20 protein-coding genes are annotated in these 23,783 nt (G+C 66.4%); 8 read left to right on the top strand and 12 right to left on the bottom strand.

Annotated features, from left to right (window positions below; all coding sequences use genetic code 11):
- The first annotated feature begins 43 nt into the window (after positions 1-43).
- Positions 44-1,873, top strand: a complete 1,830-nt coding sequence (gene recQ / locus LN047_RS05010) for a DNA helicase RecQ (RefSeq protein ID WP_056321158.1) — start codon at positions 44-46, stop codon at positions 1,871-1,873.
- Positions 1,874-1,925: 52 nt separating this feature from the next.
- Here recQ and LN047_RS05005 read toward each other — a convergent pair whose 3' ends face one another.
- The gene (locus tag LN047_RS05005) at positions 1,926-2,981 is read right to left on the bottom strand and encodes a cytochrome d ubiquinol oxidase subunit II (RefSeq protein ID WP_142050730.1); all 1,056 of its coding nucleotides are present in this window, start codon (positions 2,979-2,981) and stop codon (positions 1,926-1,928) included.
- Complete coding sequence (locus LN047_RS05000; RefSeq protein WP_373981244.1) at positions 2,978-4,321, bottom strand: cytochrome ubiquinol oxidase subunit I; 1,344 nt, start codon at positions 4,319-4,321, stop codon at positions 2,978-2,980. The genes LN047_RS05005 and LN047_RS05000 overlap by 4 nt, the downstream gene beginning before the upstream one ends.
- A 136-nt stretch (positions 4,322-4,457) precedes the next feature.
- On the opposite strand from LN047_RS05000, the gene LN047_RS04995 reads away from it, so the two are divergent.
- The 4 genes from LN047_RS04995 (at position 4,458) to minE (ending at position 8,536) form a co-directional block, all read left to right on the top strand.
- Complete coding sequence (locus LN047_RS04995; protein ID WP_373981243.1) at positions 4,458-6,224, top strand: glutamine--tRNA ligase/YqeY domain fusion protein; 1,767 nt, start codon at positions 4,458-4,460, stop codon at positions 6,222-6,224.
- A gap of 160 nt (positions 6,225-6,384) precedes the next feature.
- Complete coding sequence (minC, locus tag LN047_RS04990; RefSeq protein WP_056321149.1) at positions 6,385-7,317, top strand: septum site-determining protein MinC; 933 nt, start codon at positions 6,385-6,387, stop codon at positions 7,315-7,317.
- Between the two features lie 142 nt (positions 7,318-7,459).
- On the top strand, positions 7,460-8,275 hold the full coding sequence (minD, locus tag LN047_RS04985; RefSeq protein WP_008158705.1) for a septum site-determining protein MinD: 816 nt from the start codon (positions 7,460-7,462) through the stop codon (positions 8,273-8,275).
- 3 nt (positions 8,276-8,278) lie between these two features.
- Positions 8,279-8,536 carry a cell division topological specificity factor MinE gene (minE, locus tag LN047_RS04980; RefSeq protein ID WP_006217654.1) on the top strand — a complete coding sequence of 86 codons (258 nt, stop codon included), beginning with the start codon at positions 8,279-8,281 and terminating at the stop codon, positions 8,534-8,536.
- A 91-nt stretch (positions 8,537-8,627) separates the two neighbouring features.
- Here minE and LN047_RS04975 read toward each other — a convergent pair whose 3' ends face one another.
- The 4 genes from LN047_RS04975 to LN047_RS04960 all read right to left on the bottom strand — a co-directional run bounded on the left by LN047_RS04975 (position 8,628) and on the right by LN047_RS04960 (position 12,615).
- Entirely contained in the window at positions 8,628-8,852 is a 225-nt protein-coding gene (locus tag LN047_RS04975; RefSeq protein ID WP_056321146.1) for a glycine zipper 2TM domain-containing protein, read from the bottom strand.
- A 192-nt stretch (positions 8,853-9,044) separates the two neighbouring features.
- The gene (locus tag LN047_RS04970) at positions 9,045-9,578 is read right to left on the bottom strand and encodes an isochorismatase family protein (RefSeq protein WP_062840342.1); all 534 of its coding nucleotides are present in this window, start codon (positions 9,576-9,578) and stop codon (positions 9,045-9,047) included.
- 350 nt (positions 9,579-9,928) lie between these two features.
- Positions 9,929-11,602: an energy-dependent translational throttle protein EttA gene (gene ettA, locus LN047_RS04965; RefSeq protein ID WP_056321139.1), complete on the bottom strand. Its 1,674-nt coding sequence runs from the start codon at positions 11,600-11,602 to the stop codon at positions 9,929-9,931.
- Between the two features lie 92 nt (positions 11,603-11,694).
- Entirely contained in the window at positions 11,695-12,615 is a 921-nt protein-coding gene (locus LN047_RS04960) for a DMT family transporter (protein WP_373981242.1), read from the bottom strand.
- A gap of 220 nt (positions 12,616-12,835) precedes the next feature.
- Between LN047_RS04960 and LN047_RS04955 the strand changes: the two genes are divergently transcribed.
- Positions 12,836-13,354 (top strand): hypothetical protein, encoded by a 519-nt coding sequence (locus tag LN047_RS04955; RefSeq protein ID WP_056321133.1) that lies wholly within the window; start codon positions 12,836-12,838, stop codon positions 13,352-13,354.
- Positions 13,355-13,405: 51 nt separating this feature from the next.
- Here LN047_RS04955 and LN047_RS04950 read toward each other — a convergent pair whose 3' ends face one another.
- The 6 genes from LN047_RS04950 to LN047_RS04925 form a co-directional block, all read right to left on the bottom strand.
- A complete protein-coding gene (locus LN047_RS04950; RefSeq protein ID WP_062840340.1) occupies positions 13,406-14,401 on the bottom strand; it encodes an ABC transporter ATP-binding protein in 996 nt (331 codons plus the stop codon).
- Positions 14,398-15,384 (bottom strand): ABC transporter ATP-binding protein, encoded by a 987-nt coding sequence (locus LN047_RS04945; RefSeq protein WP_062840339.1) that lies wholly within the window; start codon positions 15,382-15,384, stop codon positions 14,398-14,400. Before LN047_RS04945 ends, LN047_RS04950 begins: the two co-directional genes overlap by 4 nt.
- Before the next feature lie 8 nt (positions 15,385-15,392).
- Positions 15,393-16,307 (bottom strand): ABC transporter permease, encoded by a 915-nt coding sequence (locus LN047_RS04940; protein WP_056321125.1) that lies wholly within the window; start codon positions 16,305-16,307, stop codon positions 15,393-15,395.
- On the bottom strand, positions 16,307-17,296 hold the full coding sequence (locus LN047_RS04935) for an ABC transporter permease (protein WP_008158681.1): 990 nt from the start codon (positions 17,294-17,296) through the stop codon (positions 16,307-16,309). The genes LN047_RS04940 and LN047_RS04935 overlap by 1 nt, the downstream gene beginning before the upstream one ends.
- Positions 17,297-17,354: 58 nt before the next feature.
- Entirely contained in the window at positions 17,355-18,926 is a 1,572-nt protein-coding gene (locus tag LN047_RS04930) for an ABC transporter substrate-binding protein (protein WP_346529158.1), read from the bottom strand.
- A gap of 186 nt (positions 18,927-19,112) precedes the next feature.
- Positions 19,113-19,610, bottom strand: a complete 498-nt coding sequence (locus LN047_RS04925) for a MarR family winged helix-turn-helix transcriptional regulator (protein ID WP_056322688.1) — start codon at positions 19,608-19,610, stop codon at positions 19,113-19,115.
- A gap of 367 nt (positions 19,611-19,977) precedes the next feature.
- Here LN047_RS04925 and LN047_RS04920 point away from each other — a divergent pair, with 367 nt between their 5' ends.
- Both LN047_RS04920 and LN047_RS04915 read left to right on the top strand, forming a co-directional pair.
- A complete protein-coding gene (locus LN047_RS04920) occupies positions 19,978-22,224 on the top strand; it encodes a thiamine pyrophosphate-dependent enzyme (RefSeq protein WP_373981241.1) in 2,247 nt (748 codons plus the stop codon).
- A 13-nt stretch (positions 22,225-22,237) separates the two neighbouring features.
- The gene (locus tag LN047_RS04915; RefSeq protein ID WP_373981240.1) at positions 22,238-23,782 is read left to right on the top strand and encodes an indolepyruvate oxidoreductase subunit beta family protein; all 1,545 of its coding nucleotides are present in this window, start codon (positions 22,238-22,240) and stop codon (positions 23,780-23,782) included.
- Position 23,783: the final 1 nt, after the last annotated feature.

Below are 23,783 nucleotides of genomic sequence, written 5' to 3'. Positions count from 1 at the left end.
TTGGGGCTTAAAATCCCTGCCATGATGCTTCCGGCCTACCCCCATGTCTGACGCGCGCGCCCTCGGCGTGTTGCAGCGCGTTTTCGGTTACGAATCCTTCCGCGGCGACCAGCAAGCCATTGTCGATCAGGTGATCGGCGGCGGCGACGCCCTCGTCCTCATGCCCACCGGCGGCGGCAAGTCGCTGTGCTACCAGATTCCCTCGCTGGTGCGCGAAGGCACGGGCATTGTCGTGTCGCCCCTGATCGCGCTGATGCAGGACCAGGTCGACGCCCTGACGGAACTGGGCGTGCGCGCGGCGTTCCTGAATTCGACGCAGGAATGGCGCGTGGCCCGCGACGTGGAGCAGGCGTTCCTGGATGGCGAGCTCGACCTGCTGTATGTCGCGCCCGAACGCCTCCTGACCGACCGCTGCCTGCAGTTGCTGGACCGTGGCCGCATCGCGCTGTTCGCCATCGACGAAGCACATTGCGTGTCCCAATGGGGTCACGATTTCCGTCCCGAATACCTGGGCCTGTCCATGCTGCACGAGCGCTGGCCTGACGTGCCGCGCATCGCGCTCACGGCCACCGCCACCGCCGTCACACGTACCGAGATCGCGCAGCGTCTGTCGCTGGACGAAGCCCGCCATTTCGTCTCGAGCTTCGACCGCCCCAACATCCGCTACCGCATCGTCGAAAAGAACGAGGTGCGCAAGCAGCTGCTGGACATGATCCGCACCGAGCACGAAGGCGAATCCGGCGTGGTGTACTGCCTGTCGCGCGCCCGGGTGGAAGAAACGGCCGAATTCCTGTGCAACCAGGGCATCGATGCGATGCCGTACCACGCGGGCCTGAGCGCCCAGGTGCGGGCGGCCAACCAGTCGCGCTTCCTGCGCGAGGACGGCGTGGTGATGGTCGCCACCATTGCGTTCGGAATGGGCATCGACAAGCCGGACGTGCGCTTCGTGGCGCACATCGACCTGCCCAAGTCGGTCGAAGGCTACTACCAGGAAACCGGCCGCGCCGGCCGCGACGGCCTGCCCGCCACCGCATGGCTGGCCTACGGCTTGCAGGATGTGGTGCAGCAGCGCCGCATGATCGACGAATCGCCTGGCGACGAGTCCTATCGCCGGCGCCTGGGCCAGCAGCTCGACGCCATGCTGGGCCTGTGCGAAACCGTGGAATGCCGGCGCGTGCGCCTGCTGGCGTACTTTGGCCAGCAGATCACCGCGTGCGGCAACTGCGACGTCTGCCTGGACCCGCCCCAGGCGTGGGACGGCACCGTCGCGGCGCAGAAGGTGCTGTCGGCGGTGTACCGGCTCTGGAAGGAACGCGGCCAGCGCTATGGCGCCGGCCACATCATCGACATCCTGCGCGGCAAGGTCACCGACCGCACCCAGCAGCATGGCCACGAGACGCTCAGCGTATTCGGCGTGGGCGCCGACCTGTCCGACACCGCCTGGCGCGGCGTGCTGCGCCAGCTATTGGCGCAGGGCCTCTTGACGGTGGACAACGAAGGCTTCGGCACGCTGGCCCTGACCGAAGGCAGCCGCGCCGTGCTCAAGGGCGAACGCCAGCTCATGCTGCGGCGCGAATCCGAAAAGAAACCGCGGTCCGGCAAGACGGGCAGCGGACGGCCCAAGGCGGCGGCGATCGACCTGCCGGCCGAATTGCAGCCCGTGTTCGAAGCCCTGCGCGCCTGGCGCGGCGAAGTCGCCAAGAGCCACGGCGTGCCCGCCTACGTGATCTTTCACGACGCCACGCTGCGCGAGATCGCGCTGGCGCAGCCCGAGTCCATGGACGACCTGAGCCACATCAACGGCGTGGGGGCCCGCAAACTGGAAGCCTACGGCGAAGAAATCCTGCAGCGGGTGGCGCGGCCGGTGCTGTAGCGCCGGCCCGGGCGCCCCGCCTTTGCGGCATGGCGCCCGGCCCGCAAGACCCTTAGTAAGACGGCGGCGGCAGCAGCGGCACGCGGCGGCGTTCCTTGCCGAACACGGACCGGTACGCCAGGATGTTGAACACCAGCACCACCGGTATCCCCACCACGGCGCCGGCCATCACGAGCCGCATCGAGCCCAGCGCGCCCGCGCCGTCCCACAGCGTCATGTCGTCCAGGATCAGGTACGGGAACAGGCTGTAGGCCAGCCCGCTCAGCATCAGCAGGAACAGCGCGACCGTCAGCACGAACGGCAGCCAGCTGAAGCGGTCGGCGCGGCCGGGCAGCCGCGCCAGCAGCATTTCCGCGGCCACGAAACCGGCCAGCATCAGCACCCACACCGACGCCGCGAGGCTCAGGTGCGCGATGTTGCTCCATTTGTAGAAGATGCCGGCGTTGGCCAGGCCCAGGGTGACCGCGATCGACACCATGCCCACGGCGGTCCAGCGGATCGCGTGGCGCGCCCAGTTGGCCGCGCGGCGCTGCAGGTCGCCATCGACGCGCATGACCAGCCACGCGGCGCCCAGCAGCACGTAGGCCGCCACCGCGCACAGGCCCACGAACATCGCGAACCAGCCATAGCCTGCATCGGACTGGTAGCCCGTGGCAATGCGGCCAAGCAGCACGCCCTGGCCAAAGGCGGTGATGAGCGAGCCCGCCCAGAAAGCGAAGATCCAGCGCGGCTTCAATTCGTTGCGGGCGCGGATGCGGAATTCGAACGCAACGCTGCGCAGCACCACCCCCAGCACCATGAGCGTCAGCGGTCCGTAGAGTTTGCCCAGCACGGCGCCCCAGGCAAACGGAAACGCCGCCGCGAACAACCCCATGCCCAGCAGCAGCCAGAATTCATTGGCGTCGCGCCACGGGCTGAGCAGGCTCATCATGCGGCCGCGCTCGTGCTCCGGCGCGATCTGCAGCAGGATGCCCACGCCGAGGTCGAAGCCGTCCAGGACCATGCCCGCGGCAATCACGACGAACAGCAGCGCCATGAAGGCGAGCGGCATCCAGAAAGAAGGATCGTCGGGGCTCAGGCCTTGAGAGGCCGCCAGCATGGCGATCATGGCGCACCTCCGCTCAGCTTGCGCACGGGCACGACGCCGTAGCGCGCGGCATGGAACAGCATGCCGGCGAACGCTGCGAGCAGCAGCGCGTACAAGACCCCGTAACCGGCCAGGCCATACAGCACGGTGCTCGACGGCATGGAACCCAGGACCTCGGATTGCGTGACCGTGCCGTTCACGACGAAGGGCTGCAGTCCGATGATGGACACCCACCAGCCCGCGACGACGGCGATACCGCCGGAAAACATCATGCCGCACAGGACCCGCTGCCACCACGGCGGCAGGGCCGACGCGTCCAGGCCGCGGCGGAAGGTCCACAGGAAGGTCACGCAGGCCACGGCCAGCATCAGCAGGCCCAGGCCCACGGCCACGCGCACCGACCAGAAGGTCACGGCCACCGGGGGCAGCATCCCCGAATACTTGTCCAGGCCCTGATAGGTGCCGTCCGCATTGCGGTGCAGCCACATGCCGCCCGCATTGTTGAAGGTAAGGTCGCCGACATTGACGTGCGCCCGGGCGTCCGGCCAGCCGAACACCACCAGTTGCGGCACGGGACCGCTCTGCCAGAAGCCCGCCGCGGCGGCGGCCTTGGCCGGTTGCAGCTTGGCCATCAGCTGGCCCGCGCCGGTTGCGACCGGCACTTGCAGGAAGGCGGCCACCACGGCCACCACCAGCGCCGTCTTGAACGCGCTGCGCTCGCCCTCGCCCAGCGGCCGGCGCAACGCCTGCAGCGCGGTCACGCCCATCATCAGGAACGAGGCGGCCAGCGCCGCGCCGACCATCACCACGGCCAGGCGCCAGCCGACCGAGGGATTGAGCACCACTTTCATCCAGTCATAGACCTGATAGCGGCCGTCGACCAGCAGCGCGCCATCGGGCGTCTGCATCCAGGATTGCAGGGCCAGCACCCAGAACACGGCCACGACCTGCCCCACCGCCACCATCAGGACAGCCAGCGTGTGCGCGCCATCGGACACGCGGCGCTGGCCGAACAGCATGACGCCCAGGAAACAGGATTTGAGGATGAAGACCGACAGGATGCCGTAGCCCAGCAGCGGACCGGCCACGTTGCCGATCTTGTCCATCAGCCCCGCCCACAGGCTGCCGATCTGGATCAGGACGGGCACGCTGGCGGCCAGCGTCAGCACGAAGGACAGGGCGAAGATGCGGACCCAGAAGCGGTAGGCCCCCGTCCAGCCGCCATGGCTGGACCACCGCGCGCGGATCTTGAAGAACAGCAGCACCCAGGCCAGGGCCAGGGAGACGGCGAGAAACAGCGCCAGGAAGCTAAGACTGGCCACGAACTGCGCCCGGGCCAGGGATAGGGTCGAGATATCCATAATGGCCCGTAGTGTAGAGCCAGTTACACGACTATGGGGGCGGATTGAAACCGGTTGCAGGCATGACGAAAAGGGGCGCGGTGCGGAACGTGGCAAAATTGACGCTTTGTCGCTGCTTTTTCCTATTCTTTCAAGAATGACCTCCGCCACGACGCCGACCCCCGCCGCATCAAACTACCTGCTCAACATCGTCCAAGACGACCTCGAAGCCAACCGCTTCCAGGGCAAGCGCTGGGCGGGCAAGCCTGGCCCGGCGGCCTTGCAGCAGCAGGGGGAAGCGGACCCGGCCCGCATCCGCACGCGCTTTCCGCCGGAGCCCAACGGCTACCTGCACATCGGCCACGCCAAGAGCATCTGCGTGAACTTCGGCCTGGCGCGCGACTTTGGCGGCGTCTGCCACCTGCGCTTTGACGACACCAATCCCGAGAAGGAAGACCAGGAATACGTCGACGCCATCATCGAGGCCGTCCACTGGCTGGGCTTCGACTGGAAGGCCGACGGCCGCGAGAACCTGTATTTCGCCAGCGATTACTTCGGCTATATGTATGAGTTCGCCGAAGCCCTGGTCGAAGCCGGCCATGCCTACGTCGACGAGCAAAGCGCCGACGAGATTCGCGCCAATCGCGGCACCCTGACCGAACCCGGCACGGACTCGCCCTGGCGCAACCGCCCGGCCGCCGAGTCCATCGCGCTGTTGCGCGAGATGCGCGACGGCAAGCATCCGGACGGCAGCCTGGTGCTGCGCGCGAAGATCAACATGGCTTCGCCCAACATCAACCTGCGCGACCCGGTCATGTATCGCGTCCGCCACGCCACGCACCACCGCACCGGCGACCAGTGGTGCATCTACCCGATGTACAGCTGGGCGCACCCGGTGGAAGACGCGCTGGAAGGCATCACGCACAGCGTCTGCACGCTGGAATTCGAAGACCAGCGTCCGTTCTACGACTGGATCCTGGCGCGACTGGCCGAACTGGGCAAGCTGGCCCAGCCGTTGCCGCATCAATACGAATTCGCCCGCCTGAACCTGAGCTACGTGGTCACCAGCAAGCGCAAACTGCTGCAACTGGTCAAGGAAGGCCACGTGGACGGCTGGGACGATCCGCGCATGCCCACCATCTTCGGCCTGCGCCGCCGCGGCTATACGCCCGCGTCGATCCGCCTGTTCTGCGACCGCACCGCGGTGTCCAAGTCCGACTCGCGCATCGACTACAGCCTGCTGGAGCAGGCCGTGCGCGACGATCTGGACCCCATCGCCCCGCGTTCGGTCGCCGTGCTTGACCCGATCAAGCTGGTCATCACCAACTACCCCGAAGGCCAGACCGAGACCTGCACCGCGCCGCGCAATCCGCATGACCCCGAGGCCGGCGTGCGTGAATTCCCGCTGTCGCGCGAACTTTGGATCGAACGCGACGACTTCCGCGAGGAAGCGCCCAAGAAGTATTTCCGCCTGTTCCCGGGCAACACCGTGCGCCTGAAGTACGGCTACGTCGTGCGCTGCACCGGCTTTACCAAGAACGAAGCCGGCGAAGTCGTCGAAGTGCAGGCCGAATACCTGCCCGACACCAAGAGCGGCACGCCCGGCGCGGACAGCGTCAAGGTCAAGGGCAACATCACGTGGGTGAGCGCGGCGCACGCGGTGCCTGCCCAGATTCACCTGTACGACCGCCTCTTTGCCGATCCGCGTCCGGACGGCGGCGACAAGGACTTCCTGGCCTGCCTGAACCCCAACTCCAAGCAGACCGTCACGGCCTGGCTGGAGCCCGGCACCGTGGCCACGCCCGGCGCCACGTGGCAATTCGAGCGCCTGGGCTATTTCACGGCCGACCTGAAGGACTCGACGCCTGACGCGCCGGTGCTCAACCGCATCGTGACCCTGCGCGATTCCTGGGCCCAGGGTTGACGCGCTCACGCGCGCAATACCGGGAAAAGGCGCCTTGCGGCGCCTTTTTCTTTCGCCGTGCGCCCGGCGCAGGCCGTCCCGGGCGGGTTATCATCCCCGACATCCCGCAGCCGGTCGAGGACGCCGTTTTCCGGCGTCCAGACCGCCAGCCAAAATCAAGATGAACACTGAATCGCTAGCCCTGGACTTCAAGAGCGCCACCCTTTATGCCATCCGGGTGGTTTTGCATAGTGCCGATCCCGAACGCCTGAACGCTGCGCTCGCCAAACGCATGGCCGATGCCGGCAGCTTCTTTGAAAACGAGCCCGTCGTCATCGACGCCAGCCGCGTCGAGGAAAAGATCGATTGGACGGCATTGGTGGCGGCGCTGCGCGGCCACAACCTGCCCCCGATCGGCGTGGTGGCCGAAGGCGCCAACCTGCAGGCCGCGCGCGAAGCCGGCCTGACGCCCGTCGAACTGTCCACGCCGGCAGCGCGCCCCGCCCCCGTGGTGGACACCGCGCCGCCCAACGACGTCGCCACGCCGGTGCCGTCCGTGCCGGCGGCCGCGGTCGAAATCGCGCCCGCACCCACCGACACCTCGGCCCAGGCCGCGCCGGCGCCTGCGTCCGATGCGGCCGCGCAAGACAAGCCCGCGGCCGATGAAGCCGCCGATGCGCAGGCTGCCGCCCCGGCGCCCGATGCGGATCCCCTGCCCGCCCGCGCGGCCAGCAGCACCACGTCCGCGTCCAGCCCGACGGCCGCGGCGCCGCACTCGTCTTCGGCGCTGGTGATCACGCGTCCGCTGCGTTCGGGGCAACGCGTCTATGCCCGCCACACGGACCTGGTGGTGATCGGCATGGTCAGCCAGGGCGCCGAGGTCATCGCCGACGGCAACGTGCACGTCTACGGTCCGCTGCGCGGCAAGGCCATGGCCGGCGCGCGCGGCGATACGTCGGCGCGCATCTTCACGACGCATCTGGATGCGGAACTGCTGGCAGTGGCGGGCGTGTATCGCGTGGTCGAGGACAAGCTCGACCGCACGCTGCAGAATCAGCCCGCGCTGGTCCGGCTGGATGGCGACACGCTGCGCATCGAAGCACTGAAGGCCTGATGCCGCGCGCTGTGTGCGGCATCCTGCGAGACGGCGGCCCGGCAGCGGCCCGCTCAAATCTCAACACATCCTGTAAGAAGCCTTACACGGGCTTTTTGCTTTACGATAACGCGATTTATTCGAACATAAGGGTTTGATCGTCATGACACGCATTGTTGTGGTGACTTCCGGCAAAGGCGGCGTGGGCAAAACCACGACGAGCGCCAGTTTTTCCGCGGGCCTCGCGATGCGGGGCCACAAGACCGCTGTCATCGACTTCGACGTCGGCCTGCGCAACCTCGACCTCATCATGGGTTGCGAGCGTCGCGTGGTGTATGACTTCGTCAATGTGATCCAGGGCGAGGCGACCCTCAAGCAAGCGCTCATCAAGGACAAGCAGCTCGAAAACCTTTTCATCCTGCCGGCTTCGCAAACGCGCGACAAGGATGCGCTGACGCAGGAAGGCGTGGAAAAGGTCATCAACGACCTGAAGGAAATGGGTTTCGACTACATCGTCTGCGACTCCCCCGCGGGCATCGAGACCGGCGCGCTGATGGCGGCCTACTTCGCGGATGACGCGCTGGTGGTCACCAACCCCGAAGTCTCGTCGGTGCGCGACTCCGACCGTATCCTGGGCATCCTGGCCGCCAAGTCCAAGCGCGCGGTCGAGGGTGACGAGCCGGTCAAGGAATACCTGCTGCTCACGCGCTACAACCCCAAGCGCGTGTCCGACGGCGAAATGCTGTCGCTGACCGACATCGAAGACATCCTGCGCATCAAGCTCATCGGTGTGATTCCCGAATCGGAAGCCGTGCTGCAGGCCTCGAACCAGGGCTTGCCGGCCATCCACCTGAAAGACACCGACGTCTCGGAAGCCTACAAGGACGTGGTCAGCCGTTACCTTGGCGAAGACAAGGCCCTGCGCTTTACCGACTACGAAAAGCCGGGTTTCCTGAAACGCCTGTTCGGAGGCAAGTAAGCGATGTCCTTCCTGTCGTTTCTGCTCGGTCAAAAGAAGACCTCCGCGTCCGTCGCCAAAGAACGGTTGCAGATCATCCTTGCCCACGAGCGTGGCCGCGGGGATTCCCCCGATTACCTGCCGCAACTCCAGCAGGAACTGATCGCGGTCATTTCCAAGTACGTGAAGATCAATCCTGAAGACATCAAGGTGCACCTGGAACGCCAGGACACGCTCGAGGTGTTGGAAGTGAAGATCGAAATGCCGCAGAACGAGACGTGATGTCTCTGCTGTGCGCCGGCTTTGCCGGCGCGCATTGCGCATAAAAAAACGCCCGGCATTTGCCGGGCGTTGCTTTTGAAACGACGAAGGCTTAGCGCTTGCCCACCTGGTCGCCGATCACACCGCCGATCGCCGCGCCGCCGACCGTGCCGAGCACGCCGCCGTTGGTGATGACGGCGCCCGCCACGCCGCCCAGTGCGGCGCCGCCCACGGTACTCTTCTGGCGATGGCTCATGCCATCCCACGATGAACAACCCGCCATGGTGGCAGCCAGCGCCACAGCGGCACAGATCTTGGAAAGCGATGCGATTTTCATGATGAAGCTCCTGTTCTTTTACCCGGGGCCGCACCGGTGAACCCAAACGCGAGCGCGCGGACCTTTTTGGGGTTAGGAGCCTTCAGGATCGCAAAATATCCGGGGACATGGTGTTAGGTTTGCCCAGGAATTGTGTCAAAGGGAGAGCAAATCGTTGCGCTCTCCTGGGGACGATGTTGCAGGCGCGGGCCGCTATTTGACCAGACGTAACACGTCGCGAAAGCGCGGGTGCTCGCAGGTTTCCATCCACTCGAAAATCGCCATTTCCGACGTGACGATTTCCGCGCCGTGCGCGCGGGCGCGGCGCAACGCGGCATGATGGTCCGACGGCTTGCGCGAACCTGCCGCGTCCGCGACCAGCACGGCCTTGTAGCCCAGTTCCACCAGGCCGATGACGGTTTGCAGCACGCAGATGTGCGCCTCGCAGCCCGCCACCAGCACCGTGCGGCGCGAGGCCGGCAGCCAGCCGTCGAAACCCGGTTCCCGGGCCGAGGAAAAGTGCATCTTCTGGAAGGTGGCCTGGACCAGTTCGCGCAACGGGTCGACCGTGACCCCGAGCATCTTGCTGTGATGTTCCGTGGCCACCACGGGCACGTCGAGCAGCCGCGCCGCCTGCGCCAGCTTGTGCGCGGCGTTGAGCACGGCATCGCCGTCGTGGATGACAGGCATCAGGCGGCCCTGCATGTCGACGATCAGCAGGGTGGAATCGGTGGCGGACAGCAGCATGGTGAGGACTCCCGGGGGTAAGGCGTCAGCATAACGCTGTGGGGCGATGGCGTCGCGCGGGGCCGGTGTTTGATGGGCCGGTGTCTGACACCCTTGGGAGACGCACTTGGTATGACGCCGATCTCACCAGGGTGTCAGACACCTCGGAGGCTGTATGACGCGAATCTCACCAGGGTGTCAGACACTTCGGAGGATCTTTGACGCCAAAAAAAACCCCGGCGCTTGGCCGGGATGCTTGGCGTGTATTCCTACTGGCTGGTGTCTGACACCCTTGCGGCGGCGTCTTGAATTGACGGCTGTGCCAGTTGGGTGTCAGACACCAGAGGGATCGGCTTTCGGCTTTCGGCCTTTTACTTCAGCGCCTTGTAGCGCAGGCGCTTGGGCTTGGCGCCCTCTTCGCCCAGGCGGCGCTTCTTGTCGGCTTCGTATTCCTGGTAGTTGCCGTCAAAGAACACGACTTGCGAATCGCCTTCGAACGCGAGGATGTGCGTGGCGATACGGTCCAGGAACCAGCGATCGTGGCTGATGACCATGACGCTGCCGGGGAACTCGAGCAGCGCGTCTTCCAGGGCGCGCAGCGTTTCGACGTCGAGGTCGTTGGACGGTTCGTCAAGCAAGAGAACGTTGCCGCCGGCGATCAGCGTCTTGGCCATGTGCAGGCGGCCGCGTTCGCCGCCCGAGAGCTGGCCCACGACCTTGTTCTGGTCGCCGCCCTTGAAGTTGAAGCGGCCCAGATAGGCGCGCGACGACATTTCGAACTTGCCCACGGTCAAGAGGTCGGCGCCGTCAGCCACCGCGTCGAATACCGTCTTCTTGTCTTCCAGCGCGTCGCGCGACTGGTCGACGTACGCCAGCTTGACGGTCTGGCCGATCTTCACTTCGCCCGAATCCGGCTGCTCGCGGCCGGCGATCATGCGGAACAGCGTGGACTTACCGGCGCCGTTCGCGCCGATGATGCCGACGATGGCGCCCGGCGGCACCTTGAAGCTGAGGTTGTCGATCAGCAGGCGGTCGCCGTAGGCCTTGCTGACGTTGTTGAACTCGATGACCTCGTTGCCCAGGCGCTCGCCCACGGGAATGAAGATTTCCTGGGTTTCGTTGCGCTTCTGGTATTCGTACGAAGACAGTTCCTCGAAACGCGCCAGACGCGCCTTGGCCTTGGCCTGGCGGCCCTTCGGGTTCTGGCGCACCCACTCCAGTTCCTTCTTGATGGTCTTCTGGCGCGCGGATTCGGAGGACTCTTCCTGCTTGAGGCGGTCTTCCTTCTGTTCGAGCCACGAGCTGTAGTTGCCCTTCCAGGGGATGCCGTAGCCGCGGTCCAGTTCCAGGATCCATTCGGCCGCGTTGTCCAGGAAGTAGCGATCGTGGGTCACGCCGACGACGGTGCCGGGGAACTTGTGCAGGAATTGCTCCAGCCACTCCACGCTCTCGGCGTCCAAGTGGTTGGTGGGCTCGTCCAGCAGCAGCATGTCGGGCTTGGACAGCAGCAGGCGGCACAGGGCCACGCGGCGCTTTTCACCGCCGGACAGCTTGCCGACGATGGCGTCCCAGGGTGGCAGGCGCAGCGCGTCGGCGGCGATTTCCATCTGGTGTTCGATGTCGTCCGCGCCGCTGGAAGCGGCGGCGGCGATGATGGCTTCGAGTTCGGCCTGTTCAGCGGCCAGCGCATCGAAATCGGCGTCGGGTTCCGCGTACGCGGCGTAGACCTCGTCCAGGCGCTTCTTGGCGGTGACGACGGCGCCCAGGCCTTCCTCGACCGCCTGACGGACGGTGTGCTCGGGATTGAGCTGCGGTTCCTGCGGCAGGTAACCGATGTTCAGGCCGGGCATGGGCACGGCTTCGCCTTCGATCTCGCGGTCGACGCCCGCCATGATCTTCAGCAGCGTCGACTTGCCCGAGCCGTTCAGGCCCAGCACGCCGATCTTGGCGCCAGGAAAAAACGAAAGCGAGATATCGCGCAGGATCTGCCGCTTGGGCGGCACGATCTTGCCGACGCGGTTCATGGTGTAGACGTATTGGGCCATGGGCTCGTAGGTGAGATATAGCTGAGAAACCGTTGATTGTAGGCCGGAACCCTGACCGGCGTGCGGCAGGCGTGATCCGGCCCCATGCCGCCTCAGCGGGTTTTTGCCGCACGCCCCGGCATGCCCGGCGTGCGCATCTGCGCCAGCATCACGCCGGCCAGCGCCAGCGCGCCGCCGGCAATGTGAAAGAGATGCGGCTTTTCATCGAGGAACAGCGCCGCGATGGCCACCGTGAACACGGGCATGACGTTCAGGAAGATGCTGGCGCGGTTGGGCCCCAGATGGCGCACGCCCTGCATCCACAGATACGGCGCGAACAGCGACGGGAACACCGCGGCATACAGCACCAGCGGCACGTTGGCGGCATTGAGCGGCGACGGCGCGGCCATCAGGAAGGCGGGTAGCTGGAACAGGATGCCGAACGCGACCTGCACGTACAGCGACTGCCACGGCCCCACCGGCAGCGCCCAGCGCCGCAGCAGCACGCCGTACAGCGCGTAGGCCAGCGCGCCCAGCCCCATCAGCACGTCGCCATGGTTGGCGCCCACCGCCAGCAGCCGGGCCGGATCGCCCTCGCCGATCAGCAACGCCAGCCCGGCCAGCGAGACCAGGCTGCCCAGCACCGCCATCGCCGAGGGCCGCTCACGCATGATGACCGCCATGACGGCAATGGTCATGAGCGGAATCATCGCGGTGATGAAACCCATGTTGGTGGCCGTGGTCGAGGCGGCCGCCACGTAGGCGAGGCCCTGATACAGCGCCATGCCCAGTCCGCCCAGCACCGCGAACTTCGGCAGATGCGCCAGCACCTGGCGTCGCTGCGCCCAGACGCCAGGCAATGCAAAGGGGGTGAGCACGATGCCCGCCAGCGCCCAGCGGTAAAAGCCGATGGCGGCGGGCGCGATCACGCCGGCGGCCATCTTGGTCACGATCATGTTGACCGACCAGATCAGGGCGGCCAGCAGGGGAAACAGGAAAAAGCGGAGGGGAAGCTGCGGAGCGTCGGCGCGCATGTTTGAAACGGAAAGGCAGGAAGACGAAAGCCGGCCAGTGTAGGCCTCGTCCGGCTCGATGTATACGTCACCGATATGCAGCCGCCCCGGCACGCCATCCGGATACCGCACACGTTTCTTCGTAATCCAAGCGCCCGATGCAACGCAGCGCCGTTCGCGCGACAATAGCGCCTGACGTATCTGCCGTGCCGTCGCGGCTTCATCGCGCCCAGGAACCAACATGTCCGCCTCTGCCACTCCGCCCGCTTCCTTGACCCATTTCAGCGCCCCCGAACTGGACATGCTGGCCAAGACCGCGGACGCCCTCAGCGCCTATCTGGGCAAGCCGGTGCTGGCGGAAGTGGTGCTGGGCGACGAAGGCACCGAATGGGTGACCTACGGCGTCCCAATGGACGAGAAAGCCGAGGCGGACGAGGAACAGACGCACGTGCAGATGGGCGGGCCGGGCGCGCGCCTGCTCGGCAACCGCGGCGGCCTGCCGCAGTCCGATGACGACACCTACGACTGCCTGTACCTGTGGGCGATCCAGATCTCGCTGAACGACGGCGAGCGCTTCATCAAGCTGGACCACGACGGCGAAGAGTCCGCCTGGTCCGACAACCTTGAGGAAGTGCTGCCTTTCGCCCTGACCGAGGAACCGCAGCCCGATCCGGACGAAGAAGACGAGGAAGAGGACGACGACGCGGACGACGAGGACGACGACACGCCCTACGACGACGTCCACAACCACCGCCATTGAGCGCGGCGCGCCGCAGCCCGGGCAGGCGCCCGGTCCGCGGCGGCGGCAGGATTACACGGTGATCCGGCCTTCCTCGACGGCGTGGCAGGCCACGATCGACACCCCCGCCAGCTTCGCGGCCGGCGCCTCGGCCTTGCATCGGTCATTGGCGTGCGGGCAGCGCGGATGGAAGGTGCAGCCGGACGGCGGATTCAGGGGATTGGGCACCTCGCCCGCCACCGCCGTGCGCGGCTTGCCCGCGCCGTTGATGTCCGGAATCGCCTCGAGCAGCATCCGCGTGTAGGGATGCCGCGGCCGCGCAAAGAGTTCGTCGCGCGGCGCCACTTCCACCATGCGCCCCAGGTACATCACCCCCACGCGGTCGGCCACGTGGTGCACGACGGCCAGGTTGTGGGAAATGAACAGGTACGTCAGCCCCAGCTTGCGTTGCAGGTCCTTCATCAGGTTCAGCACCTGCGCCTGCACCGACACGTCCAGCGCCGAGGTGGGCTCGTCGCACACCAGGAACTCCGGATTGACCGCCAGCGCCCGCGCGATCGAGATGCGCTGGCGCTGGCCGCCCGAGAACTGGTGCGGATAGCGGCCCTGGTCCGCCGGGTCCAGGCCCACCTGCCGGAGCAGATCGCCCACGCGCGCGACGCGCTCGTCTTGTGTCATCTGCGTGTGGGTCAGCATCGGCTCGGCGATGATGCGGCCCACGCGCCAGCGCGGATTCAGGCTGGCATAGGGATCCTGGAAGATCATCTGCAGGCGCTTTCGCAAGGCGCGGCCGCCCGACTCGGACATGCGCGACAGCGGCTGGCCATCGAACTGGATGTCGCCGCGGGTCAGGCCGTACAGCCCCACCAGCATGCGGGCGACCGTCGATTTTCCACAGCCGGATTCGCCCACCAATGCGAGCGTCTCGCCGCGGGCGATGTCGAACGACACCCCGTCCACCGCGCGCAGCATCACTTTGGGCTTGCGCGCCAGCGTGCGCTCCAGCCAGGGCGGCGACACGTCGAACCAGCGCGCCGCGTCCTTTACTTGAACCAAGGGCGTGCTCATGCGGCCACCTCCAACGTATTGCCTTTGTCATGCAGCCAACAGGCCGCGCGCGACGTACCCGCGGGCATCAGCTCGGGGCGGTCGTGCGCGCAGCGCGGCAGGCGCTGGCCGCAGCGCGGGTTGAACGCACAGCCTGGGGGAATGGCGTTCAGCCGCGGCATGCTGCCGTCGATCTGCACCAGCCGCTCGATGTGGCCTTCAAGCGTGGGAATGGACCCCATCAGCCCCGCCGTGTAGGGGTGGCGCGGCTTGTGGATCACGTCGGCCACCGGCCCGATCTCGGCCACGCGGCCGGCGTACATCACCGCCACGCGGTCGGCGGTCTCGGCGATCACGCCCATGTCGTGCGTGATCAGCATGACGGCCGTGCCGTGCTCGCGGCACAGGCGCTTGAGCAGTTCGATGATCTGCGCCTGGATCGACACGTCCAGCGCGGTGGTGGGTTCGTCGGCCACCACCAGCTTCGGCTCGGCGGCCAGGGCCAGCGCGATCACCACGCGCTGGCGCATGCCGCCGGAAAACTGGTGCGGGTAGTGGTCGATGCGCTCGCGCGCGGCGGGAATGCCGGTGGAGGCCAGCAGTTCCACCGCGCGGTTGCGCGCCTGCGACCACGTCATGTCCAGATGCGTGACGATGGTTTCGGCCAGTTGCCTGCCCACCGTGTACAGCGGGTTTAGCGAGGTCAGCGGGTCCTGGAATACCGCGCCGATCTCGCGGCCGCGCACGCGGCGCATCTGTTCGTCGGGCAGGTTGTCGATGCGCCGGCCCGCCAGCAGGATCTCGCCAGCGGCAATGCGGCCTGGCGGTTCGAGCAGACCGATGATGGAAGCGCCGGTCAGCGATTTGCCGGCGCCGGATTCGCCCACCACGCCCAGGACTTCGCCGGCCTGGATGGAAAAGGACACATCGTCCAGGGCGCGTAGCGTGCCGCGGCGCGTGGGAAATTCCACGCGCAGGTTGCGGACTTCGAGTAATGCGCTCATGGTTACCCTCAGTTCAGACGCGGGTTGAGTGCGTCGCGCAGCCAGTCACCCAGCAGGTTGACCGACAGCACCAGCAACACCAGCGCCGCGCCCGGGAAAATGGTGATCCACCACTCTCCGGAAAACAGGAAATCGTTGCCGATCCGGATCAGCGTGCCCAGCGACGGCGCGGTCGGAGGCACCCCCACCCCCAGGAACGACAGCGTCGCCTCGGTGATGATGGCGGTGGCCAGGTGCACCGTGGCCAGCACCAGCACCGGACCCAGCACGTTGGGCAGCACGTGGCGGAACATGATGACGGGCGAGGCCACGCCGATCACGCGCGCGGCCTGCACGTATTCGCGGTTCTTTTCGACCAGCGTCGAACCGCGCACCGTGCGGGCGTACTGCGGCCAGCCGGCCAGCGCGATGGCGCCGATCAGCACCGGAAAGGCGATGATCTCGTGCATCTCGCGCGGCACCGCCGCCCGCGCCACGCCGTCGATCAGCAGCGCGATCAGGATGGCGGGGAACGACAGCTGCACGTCGGCGACCCGCATGATGAAGGCGTCGATGCGGCCGCCGGCATAACCCGACACCAGCCCGAGCACGATGCCGATCAGCATGGACAGCAGCACCGAGGCCAGGCCGATCAGCAGCGACACGCGCGTGCCGTACAGGATGGCCGAGTACAGGTCGCGGCCCTGGCTATCGGTGCCCAGCAGGTACGTGGCCTGCCCGTTGGGTTCCCAGGCCGGCGGCAGCAGCGCGTCCAGCAGTTCGACCTTGGTCAGGTCGAACGGATTGTGCGGCGCGACCCAGCCGGCCCCGAAGGAACCGATCAGGAGGGCCGCGAGCAACAGGGTGGCCACGATGGCCACGGGCGCCCGGCGCCAGGCCCAGGCAATGTCGCTGTCCCACCAGCGTTTGAGTACGGCGCGCATCAGTGAGCCCCCCCGCCGCGAGTCAGCCCGGAACGCAGCCGCGGGTCCACGACGAAATACAGAAGATCGACGATCAGGTTGATGACCACGAACACCAGCGCGATCAGGCACAGGTACGCGGCCATCACCGGCACGTCGGCGAATTGGACGGCCTGGATGAAAAGCAGGCCCATGCCCGGCCACTGGAACACGGTCTCGGTCACGATGGCGAAGGCGATGATGCCGCCCAGTTGCAGGCCGGTGATGGTGATGACGGGCACCATCGTGTTCTTGAGCGCGTGGCCGAAGTGGATGGCGCGGCGCTTCAGGCCCCGGGCGCGCGCGAACTTGATGTAGTCCGAGCGCAGGACCTCCAGCATTTCGGAGCGCACCAGCCGCAGCACCAGCGTCATCTGGAAGAGCGACAACGTGATGGACGGCAGGATGAGATGCTTCCAGCCCGTGGCGGTGAACAGGCCCGAGGTCCACCAGCCCAGGCTGACGGTATCGCCGCGCCCGTAGCTGGGCAGCCAGCCCAGTTGCACCGAGAACACCAGGATCAGCAGGATGCCGATCAGGAAGGTCGGCAGCGACACGCCCAGCAGCGACCCGGCCAGCAGCATCTGCGAGACCAGACTGTTGCGCTTGAGCGCGGTGTACACGCCCAGCGGCACGCCCACGACCAGCGCCAGCAAGGCAGCCACCATCGACAGCTCAAGCGTGGCGGGCAGGCGGGATTTGAGCAGGGTGGAAACGGGTTCGCTCTGGCGCAGGGAGATGCCGAAATTGCCCTGCACGGCGTTGGCCACGAAATGGCCGAATTGAACGATGGCGGGCTCGTTCAGGCCCAGGCGTTCACGCAGTTCGATGCGCTCGGCATCGGTGGCGTCCTGTCCCAGCATGATGGTGACAGGGTCGCCGACGTATTGAAAAAGCACGAAGGCCAGTAGCGCGACGGTGAGCATCACCGCTACGGCCTGCAACAGGCGACGCAGTATGAAAGCGAACATAGGCGGAAAAAAGCAAGACGGCGGAACCGGGTAGGTCCCGCCGTCTGGTTAGCCTGGATCAGTCAACCTTGACCCAATCGGCAACGAGGCGGTTGTCGGCACGGTGGATGACCGTGACGTTCTTGCGCATGGCCCAGGGGATGACCTGGTCATGCAGCGGGATGTGCCCGAAGTCCTTGGCGTGCCCTTCCAGCACGGTGATGATGTCGGCGTCGCGCTTCTTGGGATCGGTCTCGGTCTTGATCCGGTCGATGATGACGTCCAGTTCCTTGTTGCTGTAGTTGCCCAGGTTGTACATGCCGTCCGCGCCCTCGCCCTTGGTGCGGATCAGGTTCTGCAGCGTGTACATGGCGTCGAACGTGGGCACGCCCCAGCCGAACAGATAGGCGCTGGTATCGAACGACTGCACCTTCGGGAAGTAGGTGGAACGCGGCATGGCGTTCATGGTGGCCTTGACGCCGACCTTGGCCCACATGCCGACGACGGCCTGACAGATGGCTTCGTCGTTGATGTAGCGGTTGTTCGGGCAGTCCAGCGTGAAGTTCAGCGTGCCGTCGTAGCCGGCTTCCTTCAGCAGGGCGCGGGACTTTTCGGGATCGTAGGGCACGCGCTTGTGCAGCGATTCGGCCCAGCCATGCACCTGCGGCGCGATCATCGTGCCGGTGGGCGCCGACAGGCCGCGCATCACGGCGCGCTTGATGGCGTCGACGTCGATGGCGCGGTACAGCGCTTCGCGCACGCGGACGTCCTGGAACGGGTTCTTGCCCTTGATGTTGGAGTACTGCAGCTCCGGACGCTTCTGGTCCAGACCCAGGTAGATGGTGCGGTATTCGTTGCCCTCGACGACCTTCTGCGACTGGCGCAGGCGGTCCAGGTCTTGCGCGGCCGGATCCAGCACGAAGTCGATCTCGCCGGACAACAGCGCGGCGGTGCGCGTGGCGTTCTGCTTGATCGGGGTGAACACGACTTCGGTCACGTTGCCGACCTTGCCGGCCTTGTTCCACCAGTCCTTGTTTTCCTCGAAGACCGTGCGCACGTCGACTTCGCGGCTCTTGAGCTTGTAGGGACCGGTGCCATTGGTGTTGCGCGCGCCGTAGGTTTCTTCCTTGTTGACGAAGTCCTGCGGCTTGGCGATGTTGTTCTTTTCGGACCAGGCCTTGTTCATGATGAACACGTTGGTCAGCTGGCGCAGCAGCACGGGGTTGGGCGCCGAGGTTTCGATCTCGACCGTCAGGTCGTCGATCTTGCGCGCTTCCTTGATGCCGGTGGTGTAGGCCTTGTAGTTGGACGTGGGCGCCATGGCGCGGTGGATCGAGAACACCACGTCGTCGGCGGTGAACGCGGCGCCGTCATGGAACTTGACGTTGGGGCGCAGCTTGAAGCGATACAGCGTGGGCGACACCTGCTCCCATTCCGTGGCCAGTCGCGGCGACACCTTGAAGGACTTGTCGTAGTCGACCAGCGGCTCGTAGATGTAGCTGTTGGCGGCGATCGTCATGCCCTCGTTTTGCGAGTGCGGGTCGAACGTGAGGATGTCGCCCTGGGCGGCCCAACGGAAGGTCTTGGCTTGCCCGATCGAGGGCACTGCCACGGCGGCGGCGATCGCGATAGCAATCAAAGTGCGGCGCATAAGTGTCAACTCCTGACAGTAGTCTGAATACCGGCGCGAGTGTGCCTACCCGCGAGACCCGCGTCAATTCAGGGTTTGTGCGTACCGGAGGGGGTTTTCAGAGAGCGGGAGCAATCAGGGACGCATAGCATGTAACGAAATAATCGGACCGAACGATGTTCGAGTGCGTGCTTGCAACGGATGGCGTCATTCGTCGGTGTCGATGGGCAGTTCCAGCGGCACGTGCTCGGTCATCAGGACATCGAGCATTTCGATCAGCATCGCGGCCTTGGCTTCGCCGAAGGGCGCGAGCACCGCCTTTTGATGCTGCAAGGCCTGTTCGCACAGCCCGCCGATGAGGTTTGAGCCCTTGGCCGTGATGCAGACCCGCGTCTGACGGCGGTCTGCGCGCACGCCGGTGCGGGCCACCAGCCCGTCGGCTTCCATGCGCTGCACGACCTTGCTGAGCGTGGGCTGCTTGGTGATGGCCAGCACCGCCAGGCTGCCGATGGTTTCGCCGGCGCTGCCCTGAAGACTGGCCAGCACGCGCCATTCGGTCACGGACAACCCGGCGGCCTTGACCTGTTGATGGAATTCCGCCGAGATGCGCTGGCTGGCCTGCGCGAGCAGGTAGGCCAGGTAGCCGTCGACGAACCGCGGGCCCGTTGCGGCCGCGCGCGTGCCGCGTGGCTTATCTGCCTGCATGTTGGTTTGCTCCCACGCACCCATTTCGAAGGCCCGCCCCGTTGCCGAAAAGCGCATTGCACCACGACGGCGCAGCCGCGCGCCATGATGTACCGCAATGCTGTTGCGCAGCACAGGGTATACCCCAAATCGCAACCCGTTTTTGCACCATTGCAGCGCTCCGAATCCGTCAAAAAGCTAAAGGACAACCAGTATATACACCCTTGTTTTTGCGTGATATTTTTTAATTTCCATGAAATTTCATCTTTTTTATTGACAGCTAAAACGTTGACTCCTAAAGTATTTTTCAGGCGATGTTTTCGTGGCAGGACGATGCTGCACGGCAGCACGGATTAAGGACCCGCCCGGGTCCGCGTAAGGGATCCAGATGGCGGAAAGATCTTTCAAGAAAGAAGTCCAGCAGCTGCGCATCGGCGCGGGCGAGGAATTTCGCGGCGAAGGGATTCTTGCCGTCACGAAGGCGCTGCTTCAATCGGGCGTGGGCTACGTCGCCGGCTATCAGGGTTCGCCGATCTCGCATCTGATGGACGTGCTGGCCGACGCCAACGACATCCTGCAGGAATTGGGCGTGCACTTCGAGGCCAGCGCCTCGGAAGCCACGGCCGCGGCCACGCTGGCGGCCTCCGTCATGTACCCCATCCGCGGCGCCGTCACCTGGAAATCCACGGTGGGCACCAACGTCGCGTCGGACGCGCTGGCCAACCTGGCCTCGGGCGGCGTCACGGGCGGCGCGCTGGTCATCGTGGGCGAAGACTACGGCGAAGGCTCGTCGATCATGCAGGAACGCTCGCACGCGTTCGCCATGAAGTCGCAGATCTGGCTGCTGGACCCGCGCCCTAACCTGGAAAGCATGGTCAAGGCGGTGGAGGACGGCTTTGCGCTGTCCGAAGCCAGCAAGACGCCTGTGATGCTGCAACTGCGCATCCGCGGCTGCCACGTGCACGGGCGCTTCATCGCCAAGGAAAACAAGCGCCCGGCCTTCAGCCTGGCCGAGGCGCTGGAAAGCCCGGCGCGCGACACCAGCCGCATCGTGCTGCCGCCGGCGTCGTTCCTGCACGAACAGGAAAAGATCAAGGAGCGCTGGCCCGCGGCCATCCGCTACATCAAGGAAAACCAGCTCAACGAACACTTCGACGGCGACCAGGACGACATCGGCCTGATCCTGCAGGGCGGCCTGTATAACGGCGTGATCCGCGCGCTGCAATTGCTGGGCTTGGCCGACAACTTCGGCAACAGCCGCATCCCGTTGTACGTCATGAACGTGACCTACCCCGTCATCGAGGACGAGGTCATCGACTTCTGCCGGGGCAAGCGCGCCGTGCTGCTGCTGGAGGAAGGCCAGCCCGACTACATCGAGCAGAACCTGCACGCGGTGCTGCGCCGGGCGGGTGTGAGCACGCAGTTGTCCGGCAAGGACGTGCTGCCGATGGCAGGCGAATACACCACCCAGGTCATGCGCGACGGCCTGCGCGAGTTCCTCAAGCGCAACCGGCCGGAATCGCTGCAGACGCATCCGGCGGTGGCGGCGGATGGCCAGGCGCAAGCCCCGGCTGAACCGCAGGCGGAACCTGCCGCGATCTCGATCACCGAAATCTCGCGGCCCAAACCGCCGCGCCCCGCCGAGCAGCCCATTACCTTCCACAAGCACGTCGAAGGCCTGGCGGCCGTGGTGCCGCCGCGGCCCGCCGGCTTCTGTACGGGCTGTCCGGAGCGGCCGATCTTTTCGGCGCTGACGCTGGCGCAGGAAACGCTGGGCCAGCACCATATCTCGTGCGACATCGGCTGCCACCTGTTTTCCATCCTGCCGCCGTTCAACCTGGGCGCCACGACGATGGGCTACGGCCTGGGCGCCTCCAGCGCGGCCGCGTTCAACGTGCCGGCCGCCAAGCGGCCCATCTCCATCATGGGCGACGGCGGCTTCTGGCATAACGGGCTGGCGTCCGGCATCGGCAACGCGGTGTTCAACAAGTACGACGGCGTCATCGTCATCGTCGACAACTTCTACGCCTCGGCCACCGGCGGGCAGGACATCCTGTCCTCGCGCGCCGACAATCCCGACCGCTCGACCAACAACCCGATCGACCAGGCCGTGCGCGGCGTGGGCGTGAAGTGGGTGCGCACGCTGGACCGGACCTACGACGTCGCCAAGGTGCGCGCCACCATCGAAGAGGCGCTGACCACCGACATCAAGGGTCCCAAGGTCATCATCGCGCAGTCCGAATGCATGCTGAACAAGCAGCGGCGCGTGAAGCCGCTGTTCAACAAGGCGGTCAAGGAAGGCAAGCGCGTCGTGAAGGAACGCTTTGGCGTGGATCCGGATGTCTGCACGGGCGACCACGCCTGTATCCGGCTGTCCGGCTGCCCGTCGCTGACGGTCAAGGACAGCGGCGATCCCCTCAAGGAAGACCCGGTCGCGCACGTGGAAAGCAGCTGCGTGGGCTGCGGCAACTGTGGCGAGGTCGCGCATGCGGCCGTGCTGTGCCCGTCGTTCTACCGCGCCGACATCATCCACAACCCGACCGGCGCCGACCGCTTCGTGGCGCGCCTGCGCGGCGCAGTGATCGGCTTTCTGCAACGGCGCCGCGCGGCGCGCCTGGCGCACGACGCCCTTTGAGGAACCCAGCACCATGAACGCGGCGGTGATGCAACAAGGCAACCCCATCAAGATCGCCATCCTGGCCATGGGCGGCCAGGGCGGCGGCGTGCTGGCCGACTGGATCGTCGACATGGCCGAGCACGCGGGCTGGTGGGCGCAGACCACCTCGGTGCCAGGCGTGGCGCAGCGCACCGGCGCCACGATCTACTACCTGGAGCTGCTGCCCGAGGCCGACGTGCAGCGCGCGGGCCGCCAGCCGGCCCTGGCGCTGATGCCCACGCCGGGCGACGTGGACCTGGTGGTGGCCGCCGAATTGATGGAAGGCGGCCGCGCCATCCAGCGCGGTCTTGTGACACCTGAACGCACGGTCCTGATCGCGTCGTCGCACCGCAGCTTTGCGGTCAGCGAAAAGTCCGCGCCCGGCAACGGGATCGCGGACCCGAACAAGGTGCTGGAAGCGGGACGCGCCGCCGCGCGCCGCTTCCTGTGCTTCGACCTGCAGGATCTGGCCGACCGCGCCGGCAGCGTCATCAGCGCCAGCCTCTTTGGCGCGGTGGCCGGCAGCGGCGCCCTGCCCTTTACCCGCGACGACTTCGAGGCCACCGTGCGGCGCGCGGGCCTGGGCGTGGACGCGAGCCTGCGGGCGTTTGCGCTGGGCTTCGAGTCGGCCGACAAGGCGCCGGACGCGCCCGCCGCCATCAACCTCGCGCGTCCCGTTCCGCCCGTGCCCGAGCGCGCCGCCAGCCCGCGCGCGCAGGCCTTGCTGGACGCCATCCGGCGCGACTTTCCGGCCTGTGCGCAGCCCATGCTGACCGCGGGTGTGCGCCGCCAGATCGAATTCCAGGACCTGGCCTACGCCGAAGACTACCTGCGCCGGATGAAGGCGATCCGCGACCTGGACGCGCAGCACGGCGGCGACGCCCGCCAATGGGCGCTGACCTGTGCCGCCGCGCGCTACGTGGCCACGGCCATGGCATACGACGACGTGATCCGCGTGGCGGACCTGAAGACCCGCGGCACGCGCTTTGACCGCGTGCGTTCGGAAGTCGGCGCGCGCCCCGGCCAGCTCGTGGACACCACCGAATTCATGCACCCCCGGCTGGAAGAGATCTGCGGCACCCTGCCGGCGCGGCTGGGCCGCTGGCTGGAGGGCTCCAAGGCCTTCGGCGGCTTCGTGGAGCGCAGGCTCGGCAAGGGCCGCCGCCTGCGCAGCGGCACGCTGGGCGGCTTCCTGATGCTGTACACGCTGGCCGGCATGCGGCGCTTCCGGCGCGGCACGCTGCGCCACCAGATCGAGGCCGAATCGCTGGAAACGTGGCTGGCGCTGGTGGCCCGGCTGGCGCCGCGCGACTACGCGCTGGCGGTCGAGACCGTCAACTGCCGCCGCCTGGTCAAGGGCTACAGCGATACCCATGTGCGCGGCGGCGGCAAGTACCGGCAGCTCATCGCGGCGGCGGACCAGCTGGCCGGCCGTCCCGATGCCGCCGACGCGCTACGCGCGCTGCGCGACACGGCGCTTGCCAACGTGAAGTGCGAGCCCATGGAACGCCAGATTGCGGAAAAACTGGCCGCCTGAG

Source organism: Achromobacter sp. JD417 (assembly GCF_041879325.1).
GTDB classification, from domain to species: Bacteria; Pseudomonadota; Gammaproteobacteria; order Burkholderiales; family Burkholderiaceae_B; genus Achromobacter; species Achromobacter mucicolens.
Note: the sequence above shows the minus strand (reverse complement) of the source record. Positions and strands in the feature narration are given on the sequence as shown.

Excerpts from the sequence above, each read along its gene's own strand:
- recQ (WP_056321158.1), top strand. The coding sequence starts at position 44 with ATGTCTGACGCGCGCGCCCTCGGCGTGTTGCAGCGCGTTTTCGGTTAC.
- LN047_RS05005 (WP_142050730.1), bottom strand. The coding sequence starts at position 2,981 with ATGATCGCCATGCTGGCGGCCTCTCAAGGCCTGAGCCCCGACGATCCT.
- LN047_RS05000 (WP_373981244.1), bottom strand. The coding sequence starts at position 4,321 with ATGGATATCTCGACCCTATCCCTGGCCCGGGCGCAGTTCGTGGCCAGT.
- LN047_RS04995 (WP_373981243.1), top strand. The coding sequence starts at position 4,458 with ATGACCTCCGCCACGACGCCGACCCCCGCCGCATCAAACTACCTGCTC.
- minC (WP_056321149.1), top strand. The coding sequence starts at position 6,385 with ATGAACACTGAATCGCTAGCCCTGGACTTCAAGAGCGCCACCCTTTAT.
- minD (WP_008158705.1), top strand. The coding sequence starts at position 7,460 with ATGACACGCATTGTTGTGGTGACTTCCGGCAAAGGCGGCGTGGGCAAA.
- minE (WP_006217654.1), top strand. The coding sequence starts at position 8,279 with ATGTCCTTCCTGTCGTTTCTGCTCGGTCAAAAGAAGACCTCCGCGTCC.
- LN047_RS04975 (WP_056321146.1), bottom strand. The coding sequence starts at position 8,852 with ATGAAAATCGCATCGCTTTCCAAGATCTGTGCCGCTGTGGCGCTGGCT.
- LN047_RS04970 (WP_062840342.1), bottom strand. The coding sequence starts at position 9,578 with ATGCTGCTGTCCGCCACCGATTCCACCCTGCTGATCGTCGACATGCAG.
- ettA (WP_056321139.1), bottom strand. The coding sequence starts at position 11,602 with ATGGCCCAATACGTCTACACCATGAACCGCGTCGGCAAGATCGTGCCG.
- LN047_RS04960 (WP_373981242.1), bottom strand. The coding sequence starts at position 12,615 with ATGCGCGCCGACGCTCCGCAGCTTCCCCTCCGCTTTTTCCTGTTTCCC.
- LN047_RS04955 (WP_056321133.1), top strand. The coding sequence starts at position 12,836 with ATGTCCGCCTCTGCCACTCCGCCCGCTTCCTTGACCCATTTCAGCGCC.
- LN047_RS04950 (WP_062840340.1), bottom strand. The coding sequence starts at position 14,401 with ATGAGCACGCCCTTGGTTCAAGTAAAGGACGCGGCGCGCTGGTTCGAC.
- LN047_RS04945 (WP_062840339.1), bottom strand. The coding sequence starts at position 15,384 with ATGAGCGCATTACTCGAAGTCCGCAACCTGCGCGTGGAATTTCCCACG.
- LN047_RS04940 (WP_056321125.1), bottom strand. The coding sequence starts at position 16,307 with ATGCGCGCCGTACTCAAACGCTGGTGGGACAGCGACATTGCCTGGGCC.
- LN047_RS04935 (WP_008158681.1), bottom strand. The coding sequence starts at position 17,296 with ATGTTCGCTTTCATACTGCGTCGCCTGTTGCAGGCCGTAGCGGTGATG.
- LN047_RS04930 (WP_346529158.1), bottom strand. The coding sequence starts at position 18,926 with ATGCGCCGCACTTTGATTGCTATCGCGATCGCCGCCGCCGTGGCAGTG.
- LN047_RS04925 (WP_056322688.1), bottom strand. The coding sequence starts at position 19,610 with ATGCAGGCAGATAAGCCACGCGGCACGCGCGCGGCCGCAACGGGCCCG.
- LN047_RS04920 (WP_373981241.1), top strand. The coding sequence starts at position 19,978 with ATGGCGGAAAGATCTTTCAAGAAAGAAGTCCAGCAGCTGCGCATCGGC.
- LN047_RS04915 (WP_373981240.1), top strand. The coding sequence starts at position 22,238 with ATGAACGCGGCGGTGATGCAACAAGGCAACCCCATCAAGATCGCCATC.